Below are 14144 nucleotides of genomic sequence, written 5' to 3'. Positions count from 1 at the left end.
GCCAGCCGTTGCAATGGGGTGCGACGGCAGGCAAGGAAGGCGGCCATGCGATATGACGCCATCATCATCGGCGGCGGCCACAACGGGCTGGTCACCGCCTTCTATCTCGCCAAGGCCGGCCTCAAGGTCCACATCTGCGAAGCGCGCAATGTCGTCGGCGGGGTCTGCGTCACCGAGGAGTTCGCACCCGGCTTCCGCAATTCGACTGCCAGCTACACCGTCTCCCTGCTGCAGGAAAAGGTCGCGGCCGACATGCGGCTGGCCGATCATGGCCTCAAGGTCGTGCTGCGCCCACTCAACAATTTCCTGCCGCTGGATGGTGATTATCTGAAGGTTGGCGCCGGCCAGACGCAGGCCGAGGTGGCACGGTTCAGCGCAAAGGACGCCGCCGCCCTGCCCGCCTATGACGCGCGGCTGGAGGTGCTGGCCGATCAGATGCGCCGCCTCGCCCTGAAAACCCCGCCGGGGCGCGGGCTGAAGGGCATGGCCGCACTCGCCGCCCAGGGCTGGCCGCTGCTGGGCCTGTCGGCGGACGAACAACGCGACCTGTTCGCCCTGTTCACCCGCTCGGCGCGCGAATTTCTCGATGGCTGGTTTGAAAGCGATCCGATCAAGGCGGTGCTGGGCTTTGACTCCATCGTCGGGCACTATGCCAGCCCGGACACGCCGGGCAGCGCCTATGTCCTTCTCCACCATGTCTTCGGCCAGGTGAACGGGGTGAAAGGCGCCTGGGGCCATGCCATCGGCGGCATGGGCGCCATAACCCAAGCGATGGCCAGGGCCTGCGCCGCGCACGGCGTTTCGATCGGGCTGGAAGAGCGTGTGGCGCGGGTGAATGTGGTGGCCGGCAAGGCCGTGGGCGTCACCCTGTGCGATGGCCGCACGCTGGACGCCCCCATCATCGCCAGCAACGCCGGCCCCGCCCTGTTGTTCCGCCAGCTGGTGGACCGGTCTGATCTGCCGGCCGATTTCGCCCGCGCGATGGATGGTTATGCCGCCGGCTCCGGCACCTTCCGCATGAATGTCGCGCTGTCCGAACTGCCGCGCTTTTCCGTCCTGCCCGAACCCGGCCCCCACCACGGCGCCGGCATCATCATCGCCCCCAGCCTCGATTATATGGACCGCGCCTTCACCGACGCCAAAACCCACGGCTGGTCGCGCGCGCCAATCGTCGAAATGCTCATCCCCTCAACATTGGACGACACGCTCGCCCCGCCCGGCCAACATGTCGCCAGCCTGTTCTGCCAGCAATTCGCCCCCACCCTCTCCAATGGCCAGAGCTGGGATGATGCGCGCGAGACGGTCGCCGATCTGATCATCGACACCGTCACCGCCCACGCCCCCAATTTCAAGGCCAGCATCCTCGCCCGCCAGATCCACTCGCCACTGGATCTCGAACGCAAGTTCGGCCTCATTGGCGGGGACATCTTCCACGGCCGCATCAGCCTCGATCAACTCTGGGCCGCCCGCCCCGTGCTCGGCCATGGCGATCACCGCATGCCGATCAAGGGCCTCTATCTCTGCGGCAGCGGCGCCCATCCCGGCGGCGGCGTCACCGGTGCCCCAGGCCATAATGCGGCGCGGGAAATTTTGGCCGACCGCCGCTACCGCCGACTGTAGAGCAGCACCGGCACCCCGGCCGCCACCAGCGCGATGCACCACAAATTGGGCTCCAGCCCGGCCGCATAGAGCGCGAACAGCGAATAGACGACGCCCAGCACCCCCACCAGACGCAGCCAGCCCTTGAGCAGCTTCACCGCTGCCACCGCCACCGCGAGATAACCAACCAACATCGCAGACGTGGCGACCAGGATGGTGAACTCGAACAGCCCGGCCAGGCTGCGATCGATGTTCAAAAGCACCAGCCCCGCCGGCAACAACCCTGACAGGACCAGCCCCGCCGCCGGCGCCCCAGCCTTGTTCAGCACGGCAAAGCGCGGCGGAAACTGCCCGGCCAGCGCCAGCGCGCGCGGCAGTTCCGCCACCGTCAGCGTCAGGCCATTGACCGTGCCGAGCGCCGAAATCGCCGCAAACACCCCGATCAGCGCGGCTGCCTGCCCGCCGATGAACGGCGCGGCAAAATCGGCAAAGGGCGCATTGCTGCCAGCCAGCGCATCGGCCGGCACCAGCGCGATCATCGCTGCCGAAATCGCCATATACAGCACCCCGGCCAACAGCGGCCCCAGCATGGTCGCCAGCGGCACCGTCACCTGCGGCCGCCTGATCTTGTCGGCCGGAACCGTGGCGCTTTCAAACGCCAGAAACGCCCACATCGTCAGCGTTACTGAGGTGATCACCCCATCGGCGTGCATGGCCTGGGGCGGGTTCACCACCGCCGCCGCGCCCTTGGTGGCCAGCAGCCAGGCCGCAATCGCCAGCACCGCCAGCAGCGGCAACAGCTTCAACCCCGTTGTCGCCACCTGCACGAAACTCGCCGCCGGAGCGCCCGCCAGGTTGATCAGCGTCACCAACACCAGCACCAGCACCGCCATCACCGCGCTCAGCAGCGGGTCCTGCCCCAGCGCCGGCCACAGCACGGTGAAGTTGGACACCACCGCCACCGCCAGCGCGGCATTGCCCACCCACACGCCGATCCAGTAACTCCACGCCGCGATATAGCTGCTACGCGGCCCAAAGGCCGTCTCCACATAGGCATGCGGCCCACAGGTGCCCGGCATCTGCCGGCTCAGCGCGGCATAGCAGCCGGCCAGCGCCAGCGTGCCGGCCAGCGCGATCATCCAGCCGCCCATCGCCGACCAGCCGTGCGGCGCCAGCGTGGCGGGCAGCAGGAACACGCCCGATCCCACCATGTTGCCGACCACCAGGGCCAAAGCGGCCATCAGGCCCAGTTCGCGCTTGCTGTCTGCCATCATTCCCCCACGGCTTTGCTGCCCGCTGGCGGTCAAAGCGTCAATGCATAGCTATTCACCTCTGCCCATTTGGCTTTTTCGCGCCTAAGTTGCACCCATGACGACTCTGCACCCCACCCTCGCCCGCGTGACCGACCGCATCATCGAAAAAAGCCGCAGCAACCGCCGCCGCTATCTCGATCTCATTGCCGCCGAACGCGATGCCGGCATGGGCCGGCCCCGGCTTGGCTGCTCCAACCTCGCCCACGGTTTTGCCGCCGCGCTGGAGGATCAGGCCACGATCAAGGCCGGCGCCCGGGTCAACATCGGCATCGTCACCGCCTTCAACGACATGCTGTCCGCCCACCAGCCCTATGGCCAATATCCGCCCCAGCTGAAGCTGTTCGCCCGCGAGGCTGGTGCCACCGCCCAGGTTGCCGGCGGCGTGCCGGCGATGTGCGATGGCGTCACCCAGGGCCAGGTCGGCATGGAATTGTCACTGTTCAGCCGCGATGCCATTGCGCTCGGCACTGCCGTCGCCCTTTCCCACGGCATGTTCGAGGCCGTGGCCCTGCTCGGCATCTGCGACAAGATCGTGCCCGGCATGCTGATCGGCGCCCTGCGCTTCGGCCATCTGCCCACGCTGTTCGTGCCCGCCGGGCCGATGCCGTCGGGCCTGCCCAACAAGGAAAAGCAGCGCATCCGGCAACTGGCGGCCGAAGGCAAGGCCAGCAAGCAGGAACTGCTGGATGCCGAAAGCGCCTCCTATCACAGCCCCGGCACCTGCACCTTCTATGGCACCGCCAATTCCAATCAGATGATGATGGAGGTGATGGGACTGCACATCCCCGGCGCCGCCTTCGCCAACCCTGGCAGCGGCCTCAGGAACGCGCTGAACCGCGCCGCCATGCACCGGCTGGCCACCATCGCCATCGGCCAGCCCGAGGAACGCCCGCTCGGCGCATGTGTTGATGAACGCGCCATCGTCAACGCCGCGGTTGGCCTGCTCGCCACCGGCGGCTCCACCAACCACGCCATCCACCTGCCCGCCATCGCGCGCGCTGCCGGCATCATTATCGACTGGCAGGATTTTGACGAACTGTCCGCCGCCGTGCCGCTGATCGCCCGCGTCTATCCGGGCGGTGCGGCCGATGTGAACCAGTTCCACGCCGCCGGCGGCATGGCCTTCACCATCCGCACCCTGCTCGATGCCGGCCTGCTGCATGGCGACATCCCGACCGTCGGCGGCACCAGCCTCGCCGATTATGCCCGCGATCCGCAGATGGTGGACGGCGAGCTGACCTGGGTCGACGTGCCGGCCAGCCGGGACGAGACAATCCTGCGCCCCGTCGCCAAGCCGTTCCGCGCCGACGGTGGCATGCGGCTGGTCACCGGCAACCTCGGCCGCGCCATCTTCAAGACCAGCGCGGTCGATGAGGAACGCTGGACCATCGAAGCCCCCGCCCGCGTGTTCGAGGATCAGGAGGCGGTGCAGGCCGCGTTCAAAGCCGGCGAGCTCAACCGCGATGTCGTCGTTGTGGTGCGCGGGCAAGGCCCGCAAGCCAATGGCATGCCCGAACTGCACAAGCTCACCCCGCCGCTGGGCGTGCTGCAGGATCGCGGCTTCAAGGTTGCCCTCGTCACCGATGGCCGCATGTCGGGCGCGTCGGGCAAGGTGCCGGCCGCCATCCATCTCTGCCCCGAAGCCAACGGCGGCGGGCCGATTTCCCGTCTGCGCGATGGCGACATCATCCGCCTGTGCGCCCATCGCGGCCAGCTGGAAGCATTGGTGTACGCCGCCGAATTCGCCGCCCGACCGGCCCATGCCGTGCCCGCCTCGCCGGCCGGCACCGCCCGCGAGCTGTTCGCCTTCTTCCGCCATGGCAGCGACGATGCCGAGGCTGGTGGTTCGGCCATGCTGAAGGCGGCGGGGCTGTAACCCGGCCCTGCGGCGCACCGGGCGCGTGCCTCGACAAGCTCGGCATGAGCGGCTTAGGGCATGAATCAGAGGCACCAACCCCGCTCTTGCCGAGCTTGTCGAGGCACCCCACAAACGCAAAACAACCCGAAAAACGAAAACGGCCGGGGTGTCGCCACCCCGGCCGTCGTTCAGCGGGAACTGAAAACTTACTTGGCCTGGGCCAGGTAAGCGGTCATGCGCTTGGTGGCCAGCGGCGACAGCTTCACGGCCTTGGCAGCGGCGAGGTTCGACGACGGGCCGTTGCCGACCTGCACCAGCGCAACCATGCCCATGGAGAAGTGCGGCAGGCACTTGATGCCATAAAGGCCCGGCTTGCCAACCTTCAGGATGAAATCCTTGCCCATGGCGCCCTTCTGCTCGGCTTCACCGGCCGGCAGGAAGCCCGGGATGGTCTGGGCGTTGTGGCCCGGGTTGGCGGCCACGAACTTCACGGTGTCGCCAGGGGCGGCCTTGATGAAGCCCGGCTCGAACACCATGGCGCCTTCGGCACCCTTGTTGAGCATCTTCACGGTGATTTCCTTGGCGGCGGCCGGAGCGGCGATCACCAGGGCAGCAGCGACAAAACCCAGCAGCTTCATGTCATTCTCCCTTGCGCCAGCCATGGAGGAGGCCGGCAAATTGGTCACGCCCCGGGCTTGCAGGCCAGGCCGTTGAGGGCGGCGGTTTACGCCCGCCGGCTTGGCCACTCAAGAACCCAGCTTGCGACAGATTGTCCATCGCGAGACCATGGGCCCCACTTTGCACAACTGGGCTTTCGCAAGCCTGAACAGTCAAAGACTGGCGATGATCCCCACGCGGGGATCGATGCGCCCGCGCACCAGATCGGCCCAGGCATCGGCCACTTCGTGCCGGCCGCTCACCCGCTCGATGCGCAGCCAACCCAGCGTGTCGGCAAAGCGCCGCCACGCCGCAGACAGCCGCGCATCAAACCCGGCCGGGCCCCATTCCGCCACCCGCGCCTGCGCCACCGATGGCGCAAAGAACAATTCCGCCGCCGGGCCGGGCAGTTCGGCAACATTGCCTTCCTGCCAATGGGTGTCGCCCACGACATGGCTTTCCTTCAGCCGCCCGCCCAGCCGGCTGTGCACATCGTGCCGCACCGCGCCATTGCCGGAAAAATCGATGAAGGCGATCGCATCGCCCAGCACATCCCCCGTCTCGGCATAGCTCAGCACCTGGTCATAATAGCCGGTGGCCACACAGAAATCGCGATTGGCCGGCGAGGTGAGCCCCACCACGCGCTGCCGCCCTTTCGCGGCCTGCGCCACGCCCAGCGCCGTCTTCGACGAAGCGGATGACAAGAGCAGCGTGTCCACCGGCCGGTCGGCCATCAACGCATCGATGAGGAAGGCGGTGGCATAAAGCGGCCGGAACAGGCTCTGCAAGTCCTCGCTGCCCCAATCGCCGCTCGCCGCGGTGTAGCGGTTGTAGAAGGGCGGCAGCCCGGCGCGATGGGCGGCGCCATCGGTGAAGCCGGCCCGGCTCGCCGCCACCGGCTGCACCAGCGCGGCACCCGCCATCGGCCAGTACCCGAAATAGCGGTCGCCCGCCGCAACGCCTGCCGCCTGGCTCTCTTCCACCCGGCCAAAGCCCCACACCGGCACCACCCCAAAACCATCCGGGCCGGGGAAGAAATTCCAATAGCCGAAATCCTCGCCATGCACGGCATAGGTGACGTTGTTGGCCGTCAGCGCGAACTGTTCGACGATGATGCGCGCCTGCCCCGGCGCGGCGGCGCCGGCATCGGCCAGCACCTCGGTTTCGGCCAGCGCCCCCTTGCGAACCGCGATCAGGCTCATGCGTCTCACTCCCTCCAGATGGCAACCCCGGCCGGCGGCAGCGGGTTCGCGCCAATGATTGGCGAGACTGGCAGATCAACGGGCGCAGGGCCATAGTTGAACAGGAATTTGAGGCCGCCCAGCCGCTCCACCCGCACATCCGGGCCCAGATCCTGCGCCACAAGGCCGGCCGCACCGGCCACATCGGCGATCACGCGCCGCAACAGCCCGTCGTCAACCTGGCCCGCCAGATAATGGCTGCGGCCGGCGGCAAACCACAGGCCGCGCCCGTCATCCAGGCGGGCGTGCTCGGCCACGCCGGCGCCGGCCTCCACATCCTCCATCCAGCCGGTCACCGCGCCGCCATTGCCCACGGCCAGGCTGATCCCCGGCGGCAGGCTCTCCACCCGCGCCACCCTGATGTCGATCAACGCCTGCAACCCATCGGGCGGCAACGCCGGCGGAATGGCGAAATCGCGCGTCTTGCTGCCCGTGCGCGGGCCGGCCAGCACCTGCGCGCCGCTCGCCGCCAGCCGCTGCGCCAAGCCATCATCGACCACCACCTGCACCGGCAGCAGCACCAACCGGTATCCGGCCAGATCGGCATCGGGCGGCACCACATCAACGCTCAGCCCCAGCCGCCGCGCCGCCGTGTGCCAGGCCATCGCCGTGGCCAGCGCATCCTGATCGCGCCCCTGCGGCTGGCTCTGCACCGCCCACACGCTGTCATAATCGAACAGCAGCGCGACATCGGCCTGCCCGCGCGCCGGCAATGGCCCCAGCGCCGCCAGCCCTTCGGCCAACGCCGCCACCTCCGGCCAGGCGGCGGCCGGCTGATTGTCCGGCCGGTTCAACCCGGCGTGCATGGCCTCCTGTCCGGTCGGGGCCTGGCGCCAGCGGAACCAGCTCATCCGCTCTGCCCCCTGTGCCACCGCCTCCCAACCCCAGAGCTCCACCGCGCCCTTGGCCGGTGCCGGGTTCCACGCCGCCCAGTTGACCGGCCCCGGCTGCTGCTCGATCACCCACCAGCGCCCGCGCCCGCAGGCGCGATACAGGCTGTGGTGAAAGGCGGTCAGATCGGGGTGGCCGGTGCGCAGGTAACGCGCCTTTTCGGCCGGCGTGAACGGCCCCTGCCCCAGAAAGCCGATGGGATAGCTGTCCCACGTCGCCACATCCAGTTGCCGGCCCACGGCAAAATGATCAAACTCGGTGAACAAACCCATGAAATTGTGGACAATATCCCGCCCCGGCGAGGCGGCGCGCAAAATCTCCACCTGCGCCGCGTTGAACCGCTCCACCATCGCCGATGAATAGCGCTGCCAATCCAGCCGGTGCGCCGGGTGGCTCTCCGTCACCGTGCCGAACGGCGCATCCACTTCGTCGAAATTGCGATATTCCTGGGACCAGAAGCTCAGCCCCCATGCCGCGTTCAGCGCCGCGACATCGCCATAACGGTCGGCCAGCCAGCGCCGGAACCCGGCCTTGGCGGCATCCGATGTGCTCACCACCGTGTCGTGGCAGCCATATTCATTGTCGGTCTGCCAGGCGACCACGGCGGGGTGGCGGCCATAGCGCGCAGCCATCAGGCGCGTGATGCGCTCCGCCTGTTCCAGATAAACGTCTGACGAAAAACAATAATGCCGCCGCGAACCAAAGCCGCGCAGTTGGCCGTCACGCCCCTTGGCCAGAATCTCCGGATGCGCATCCACCAGCCATTTCGGCGGCGTCGCCGTCGGCGTGCCCATCACCACCTGCAACCCGGCCGCATGGGCCAGATCAACCACACGGTCGAGCCAGTCCCATTCGAACTGCCCCGGCGCCGGCTCGATCCGGCTCCAGGCAAATTCGCCAATCCGCACGAACCGCAGCCCCAGCGCCGCCATGCGCGCCACATCGCTGGCCCACAGCGCTTCAGGCCATTGTTCGGGATACCAGCAGACGCCCAGCTTCATGGCGGATTGATTGGCATGGATGCCCGCCGATGGAAAGCCAATCCCCAATCCTCCCCCTCTGGGGGAGGTGGCAGCCGCAGGCTGACGGAGGGGGCCGCCAAGCACGGCCCTGGCCGCCCCCTCCGCCCTACAGGCACCTCCCCCAGAGGGGGAGGATCACCGCATCACAGATCCGCAAACAACGCCTTCCTTGGCCCCAGATAGCCAAACAGATAGGCCGCCACCTTGCGCATCTGGATCTCTTCCGATCCTTCGGTGATGCGATAGCGGCGGTGGTGGCGGAAGATATGCTCGAACGGCTTGTGCCGGCTGTATCCGATGCCGCCATGCACCTGCATCGCCCGGTCGGCCGCCTCGCACACCAGCCGGTTCGCCCAGTAATTGCACATGGAAATCTTGTCGGAAAGCTGGCTCTCGATGGCCTCGTGGGGCATGTTGTCCATCTCCCACGCGGTCTTGTAGATCAGCATGCGCAGCATCTCGCACTGGGTAGCCAGCTCCACCAGCGGGAACTGGATGGCCTGGTTCTTCGACAGCGGCTCGCCAAAGGGCTTGCGTTCCCGCGCATAACGCACGCTCTCCTCCACGCAGAAGGTCGCCGCGCCGAGCGACGAGGCTGCCTGCCGGATGCGGTTCTGGTGGACGAAACTCTGCGCCAGCGCCAGGCCGCCATCGGGCGGGCCGAGCCGGGTCGTGTCGGGCACCCACACGTTGGTGAAGCTCACCCGCGGGTGGTCGGTCGGCATGTTGAAGGTCCACAGATATTCCTCGACCTTCAGACCGGGCGTGTCTGTGGGCACCAGGAAACAGGAAATGCCACGCGCCGCGCCATCCTTGCCACTGGTGCGGGCAAAGGTGGCGCAATGGGTGGCCACATGCATGCCCGTCGTCCACATTTTCTCGCCGTTGATCAGCCAGCCCTCCACCCCATCGCGGGTTTCCGGCACGGCGCGGGTTTCCATGTGGGTCGCGTCGCTGCCGTGATTGGGTTCGGTCAGGCCAAAGGCGGTGATGCGTTCCCGCGCAAAGCCACCCAGGATGAACTCCTGTTTCTGCGGCTCGGTGCCAAAGGTCTCGAACATCGCGACGAAGGGGAAATTGCCCACGATCGAATGCTCATTCTGCAGATCATTGTGCAATCCCAGGCCCTTGGCGGCGAAATGATCGCGGATCACCGCCATCCACAAATTGCTGCCATCCTTGCCGCCATATTTTTTTGGCGCCGAAAAGCGCCAGTGCCCGGCCTTGTCCGCCCGGATCGTCGCCTCGCGCAGCAGCAGCTCCCACTCCCGCCGCGGCAGGCCGCCATGCTCGAAATCGGTGCGCGCCCATTCGCGGCGGTGATCGAAGAACCTTATGTTATCATCCTGTTGTTCCAGCGGCTTGATCTCGGCCGCGATGAAGGCGTCAAGCTCGGCCAGATAGGCCTTCAGGTCGGCCGGCAGTGCGAAATCCATGGGTCATCCTCCCCTTTGCCCGGCCAGTGTGGGCTGAGCCGCCCGCGCACAAAACTGGCGGATTGGGGAAGGCCTGTCAGCGGCCGATCGCAGCATAGCAGAACGAGAAGGCCTGAAAGCCAGTGCTTTGGGCCACCGGCGTGGCAAGGGCGTGGACGGCCAGATAATAGGCCAGCAAAAACGGCAGCGGCCAGCGCACCCGGCCCTGGCGCCAATCGGCCAGGATCACGCCAAGGCAGATCAGCTCGACGCTGACCAGAGACACGTAGAGCGCATCACCAAAATCCGCCGCAAGGCCAAGCAGGATGGCCGTGCGTTCGTTGGCAGCCTCCAGCGGGATGATGGCCGATGCCGCCATCAGCCGCAGGTGGAGGCCAATATCGCGCCGTTGCGCCGCCCCGATGGCCAGTACGATGAACAACCCAAACAGCAGGATCCCGGTCAAATCCAGAAAGACGAACTTGTGGGTGGTGAGCGTGATGCCGGCGCCCTCGCTGGTCACCATCGTCTGCACCACGCGCAGGCCGCTCAGCGCCACAACGGCAGCCAGCGCAAGCGAGGCATAGCCCACTTGCCGGTGCAGGGCGCGGCGGCGCTGCCGGATCAGCAGCGCCTGCACCACCGGCAACGCCATCCACAGCGTTGCCGACAGGCCATGGACGAGGATGTGCGCGGGCACAGTGCCAAGCCTGGTCAGGAAACTGGGCCAGAAGCCGATGGCCGTGAGCAGCAGGGCCGCCGCAAACCATGGCCACGGCTGACGCATCGCCCCGATCCGGCGCATGGCCTTGTCGCTGCCCGGCATCGCCACCCCCCTCTTGGGCCGCCAAGGCTAGACCCGGCTGGCCGTGCAAACAAGCCACCCCTTGGCAAGCGGCAGCGGCCGGCGCAGCATGGGCGGCATTGAACAGGGGGCAATGATCATGGACCGCAGACAATTGCTGGGCACCGGCGTGGGCGCCGCACTCTGGGCCGGCTGGGCCGCGCGCGCCGCCGCGCACGACCGCGATGCCGACAGCATATTGTTCAATGGCCGGCTGATCACCATGGACGATGCGCAGCCAACCGCCACCGCGATGGCGATCAAGGGCAACCGCATCATGGCAGTGGGCGGCGATGATGTGCGCGGCCTGGCCGGCAAGGCCACAAGGATGATCGATCTGAAGGGCACCTGCGTGGTGCCGGGCTTCATCGATTGCCACAACCACCCGATCGGCGAGGTGCTGCTCTATGAAACGCTCGTCGGCAACCCGTTCGAGGTGGAATTCGTCACCATCCAGTCGATCATCGACAAGCTGAAGGCCAAGGCCGCCCAGACCCCGCCCGGCTATTGGGTGGAAGGCTTTTTCCACGACGACACCAAGCTGAAGGACGGCCGCCAATTGACCATCGATGATCTCGACAAGGTCTCCACCACCCACCCGGTGATGGTGCGTCACCGCGGCGGCCACACGGTGTTCGTCAACAGCCACGCGCTGGCCTTGGCCGGCGTCACCACCGCCACGCCCAACCCGCCCGGCGGCACGTTTGACCGGTTGCCCGATGGCCGGCTGTCGGGCCGCATCACCGACAATGCCATTGATCTGGTCGAAGAAAAGGGCCAGCGGCCAAAAATCGATGCCGCCGAAAAGGCCAGGCGCGCCCGCGCCGGCATCGCCCATATCAGCGCCGCCTTCAGCCGCTATGGCCTCACCAGCGTCCACCACCAGGGCGGTGATCTCGCCGCCATCCAGGATGTCCGCGCCGCAGGTGGGCTCACCCACCGGGTCAGCTATGAAGCCTGGGGCCCGATGGTGGACCAGATGATCGCCGCCGGCCTCAAGACCGGCTTCGGTGATGACTGGATCCGGCTCGGCGCCACCGCCGAACACACCGCCGACGGCAGTTTTTCCGAACGCACCATGGCGCTCTCCAACCCCTATGCCGGCCGCACCCCGCCCTATTATGGCAATGTCACCGAGCCGCAGGACGTGCTCGATGCCTGGGTGGAAAAGGTCGTCCGCGCCGGCATCCAGCCCAATATTCACGCCAATGGCGATGTCGCCATCGACATGGCATTGACTGCCTTCGAACGCGCCCAGGCCAAGCTGGCGGTGAAGGATCTGCGCCCCAAGATCACCCATTGCACGTTGGTCAACGCCAGCATCCTGAAACGCATGGCCGCGCTGGGCGCGGTGCCGGCACCCTTCACCAGCTATGCCTATTACAACAGCGACAAGTTCGGCTTCTATGGGGCAGACCGCATGGCCCACGCCATGGCCTTCCGCGATTTCCTCGATGCCGGCATCAAGGTGTGCGCCGGCAGCGATTTCTTCCCCGGACCGTTCGCGCCGCTGATGGGCATCCAGGGCATGGTCACCCGCACCGGCTGGAACGGCGAAACCTGGGGCGCCAACCAGCGCGTGAGCGTGCTGGAAGCCATCCGCATCAACAGCCTGCACGGCGCCTGGGCCGCCAGGGAGGAGGCGATCAAGGGCAGCCTCACCGCCGGCAAGCTGGCCGATTATGTCGTCCTCGCCGAAGACCTGACCAGCATCAAGCCCGAGCGCATCAAGGATGTACCGATCCTGGAAACCGTGGTCGATGGCCGCAGCCAGTATCGCGCCTGATCAGCCCACCAGCCGGCTGGCCGCCGCCTGGTTGGAAAAGGCACAAAGCGCGCTGCCCGGCAGGGTGGCTGAGCTGTTGAAGCGGTTGTTGTAGGTGGCGGTGCCGGTGGTGTTGATGCGGTTGGCCGGCACCGCCGGGCTGCTGCCCTGGATGCGGAACACGATATTCTCCACCGGCGCGCCATTGGCGGCACTGTTCATCTGCACACCCGGCACCACCACCCAGTATTGCCCTGCGGCCGGCGCCTTGAAATCAAACGTGCCGGCAAAGCGGTTCGGCGAGGTGATGCGCACGGTGATGGTGGTTTCGGCTGGGTTCCAATTGTCTACCCGCACGATCGGGTTGCCCTGCGGCGTTGCCCAGTAACAGGTGCCGGACAGGCCAGAGCCCGCCGTGCAGGCCTGGCCCATGGTCACCACCGATGTGCGGCCGGGCACCGTCGTGCTGATCAACGACAGGTTGGGGTTTGATGGGCAAACCGCGGTGGCGCTGGCGGTGATGTCGATGGTGGACAGGCCAAACACCCCGCCAAACAGCAGGCGGTGGGCATTGCCGTTCGCCGTTGCATAGCGCGCGGTCACCTGCACTGCATTCACATTGCTGTTGCCGGCCGTGAAGCTGCGGTTGCTGTTGTTCCACACCCCGCGCACCACGTCGGCCGCCGCAACCACATTGCCGTGAAATGCCGCTGGCAGGTTCAGGCCGGCCAGGCGCACCGCTTCGTTCTGGGCATCACTGTTTGTCCCCAGCTTTCGGGAAGCCGCCGCAGCGGCGGCATCGGCCGCCACCTGCAGGCGTTGCTGGGCCAGCCGCATATAGGCCCCATCGATCGCAAAGCCGACGCCGGCGGTGAGCACCGGCAGCATCAGGGCATAGATCGGCGCCATCGATCCGCGCCGCGCCTGCCACAGCTGCCGCATCATGCCTCCTTCACCATGCGCACCTCCACCAAAACCGTGTCCGGCATCGGAGCCAGGGGGAGAAACGTCGCCATTGACGACGGAAATGACAGGCGCGCCACCACCTCACTGCCCACGGCCGCGTCCGTCACCTCAGCGTGGACGCCGCTGCCGCTGCTGCCACCGCTGCCACCTCCATTGCCATTGCCATTGCCATTTCCGTTGCCGTTGCCGTTCCCGTTGCCAGCACCACAACCCCCAGGACCATAGCCACCCGTGTCGTTGGCATCGCCATTGCCGCCACCGCAATTGCGATCACCGCCCCCTTGCACCCACGGCGGCAGCGATCCCACCATCATCGTTTCACCGCCGGCCGCGTCCAACCGGCCCACAGCCACAGCCCGCGCCGCGTTGCGCGCACCGTTGTAGGCTGCATTCCACGTATAAAACAAAACGCCGTATTGCAGCGTCCCGCACAACATCAATGTCGAAATTGGCAGTATCAATGCAAATTCCAGCGCCGATGCGCCTGATCGATCAGACCAAAAAAAAGAGATTCTGTTAATTAATGACATAATGCTTACTCACAGCTTACACGACACGAAATTCAATTGCAAT

The 14144-nt window shown here is 66.6% G+C and carries 11 protein-coding genes; 3 read left to right on the top strand and 8 right to left on the bottom strand.

Features of this window, described 5'->3' with window-relative positions:
* Nucleotides 1-45: 45 nt before the first annotated feature.
* The gene (locus tag AC6BOR_RS14395) at nucleotides 46-1620 is read left to right on the top strand and encodes a phytoene desaturase family protein (protein WP_498059052.1); all 1575 of its coding nucleotides are present in this window, start codon (nucleotides 46-48) and stop codon (nucleotides 1618-1620) included.
* Here AC6BOR_RS14395 and AC6BOR_RS14390 read toward each other — a convergent pair.
* Nucleotides 1605-2870: an amino acid permease gene (locus tag AC6BOR_RS14390; protein WP_498059051.1), complete on the bottom strand. Its 1266-nt coding sequence runs from the start codon at nucleotides 2868-2870 to the stop codon at nucleotides 1605-1607. The two genes, AC6BOR_RS14395 and AC6BOR_RS14390, sit on opposite strands and share 16 nt — an antisense overlap.
* A gap of 97 nt (nucleotides 2871-2967) precedes the next feature.
* Between AC6BOR_RS14390 and edd the strand changes: the two genes are divergently transcribed.
* Nucleotides 2968-4788: a phosphogluconate dehydratase gene (gene edd, locus AC6BOR_RS14385; RefSeq protein WP_498059050.1), complete on the top strand. Its 1821-nt coding sequence runs from the start codon at nucleotides 2968-2970 to the stop codon at nucleotides 4786-4788.
* Between the two features lie 188 nt (nucleotides 4789-4976).
* On the opposite strand, the gene AC6BOR_RS14380 is transcribed toward edd, so the two are convergent.
* The 5 genes from AC6BOR_RS14380 to AC6BOR_RS14360 form a co-directional block, all read right to left on the bottom strand.
* Nucleotides 4977-5408 carry a pseudoazurin gene (locus AC6BOR_RS14380; RefSeq protein WP_498059049.1) on the bottom strand — a complete coding sequence of 144 codons (432 nt, stop codon included), beginning with the start codon at nucleotides 5406-5408 and terminating at the stop codon, nucleotides 4977-4979.
* 192 nt (nucleotides 5409-5600) lie between these two features.
* Nucleotides 5601-6629: a DUF2855 family protein gene (locus AC6BOR_RS14375; RefSeq protein ID WP_498059048.1), complete on the bottom strand. Its 1029-nt coding sequence runs from the start codon at nucleotides 6627-6629 to the stop codon at nucleotides 5601-5603.
* A 5-nt stretch (nucleotides 6630-6634) separates the two neighbouring features.
* Entirely contained in the window at nucleotides 6635-8560 is a 1926-nt protein-coding gene (locus AC6BOR_RS14370) for a beta-galactosidase (RefSeq protein ID WP_498059047.1), read from the bottom strand.
* Between the two features lie 164 nt (nucleotides 8561-8724).
* Nucleotides 8725-10017, bottom strand: coding sequence for an acyl-CoA dehydrogenase family protein (locus AC6BOR_RS14365; RefSeq protein WP_498059046.1), 1293 nt, complete (start codon nucleotides 10015-10017; stop codon nucleotides 8725-8727).
* A gap of 76 nt (nucleotides 10018-10093) precedes the next feature.
* On the bottom strand, nucleotides 10094-10822 hold the full coding sequence (locus tag AC6BOR_RS14360; RefSeq protein WP_498059045.1) for a hypothetical protein: 729 nt from the start codon (nucleotides 10820-10822) through the stop codon (nucleotides 10094-10096).
* 88 nt (nucleotides 10823-10910) lie between these two features.
* Here AC6BOR_RS14360 and AC6BOR_RS14355 point away from each other — a divergent pair, with 88 nt between their 5' ends.
* The gene (locus AC6BOR_RS14355; RefSeq protein WP_498059044.1) at nucleotides 10911-12626 is read left to right on the top strand and encodes an amidohydrolase; all 1716 of its coding nucleotides are present in this window, start codon (nucleotides 10911-10913) and stop codon (nucleotides 12624-12626) included.
* On the opposite strand, the gene AC6BOR_RS14350 is transcribed toward AC6BOR_RS14355, so the two are convergent.
* Complete coding sequence (locus tag AC6BOR_RS14350) at nucleotides 12627-13550, bottom strand: pilus assembly protein TadG-related protein (protein WP_498059043.1); 924 nt, start codon at nucleotides 13548-13550, stop codon at nucleotides 12627-12629.
* On the bottom strand, nucleotides 13547-14101 hold the full coding sequence (locus AC6BOR_RS14345; RefSeq protein ID WP_498059042.1) for a TadE/TadG family type IV pilus assembly protein: 555 nt from the start codon (nucleotides 14099-14101) through the stop codon (nucleotides 13547-13549). Before AC6BOR_RS14345 ends, AC6BOR_RS14350 begins: the two co-directional genes overlap by 4 nt.
* Between the last annotated feature and the right edge of the window lie 43 nt (nucleotides 14102-14144).

Source organism: Sandarakinorhabdus sp. FBCC-B8862 (genome assembly GCF_059745315.1).
This window is presented reverse-complemented; position numbering and strand designations above follow the sequence as displayed.

Bases quoted from the DNA above. Each gene is read 5' to 3' on its own strand.
- AC6BOR_RS14395 (WP_498059052.1), top strand. From the start codon at position 46: ATGCGATATGACGCCATCATCATCGGCGGCGGCCACAACGGGCTGGTC.
- AC6BOR_RS14390 (WP_498059051.1), bottom strand. From the start codon at position 2,870: ATGGCAGACAGCAAGCGCGAACTGGGCCTGATGGCCGCTTTGGCCCTG.
- edd (WP_498059050.1), top strand. From the start codon at position 2,968: ATGACGACTCTGCACCCCACCCTCGCCCGCGTGACCGACCGCATCATC.
- AC6BOR_RS14380 (WP_498059049.1), bottom strand. From the start codon at position 5,408: ATGAAGCTGCTGGGTTTTGTCGCTGCTGCCCTGGTGATCGCCGCTCCG.
- AC6BOR_RS14375 (WP_498059048.1), bottom strand. From the start codon at position 6,629: ATGAGCCTGATCGCGGTTCGCAAGGGGGCGCTGGCCGAAACCGAGGTG.
- AC6BOR_RS14370 (WP_498059047.1), bottom strand. From the start codon at position 8,560: ATGAAGCTGGGCGTCTGCTGGTATCCCGAACAATGGCCTGAAGCGCTG.
- AC6BOR_RS14365 (WP_498059046.1), bottom strand. From the start codon at position 10,017: ATGGATTTCGCACTGCCGGCCGACCTGAAGGCCTATCTGGCCGAGCTT.
- AC6BOR_RS14360 (WP_498059045.1), bottom strand. From the start codon at position 10,822: ATGCCGGGCAGCGACAAGGCCATGCGCCGGATCGGGGCGATGCGTCAG.
- AC6BOR_RS14355 (WP_498059044.1), top strand. From the start codon at position 10,911: ATGGGCGGCATTGAACAGGGGGCAATGATCATGGACCGCAGACAATTG.
- AC6BOR_RS14350 (WP_498059043.1), bottom strand. From the start codon at position 13,550: ATGATGCGGCAGCTGTGGCAGGCGCGGCGCGGATCGATGGCGCCGATC.
- AC6BOR_RS14345 (WP_498059042.1), bottom strand. From the start codon at position 14,101: ATGTCATTAATTAACAGAATCTCTTTTTTTTGGTCTGATCGATCAGGC.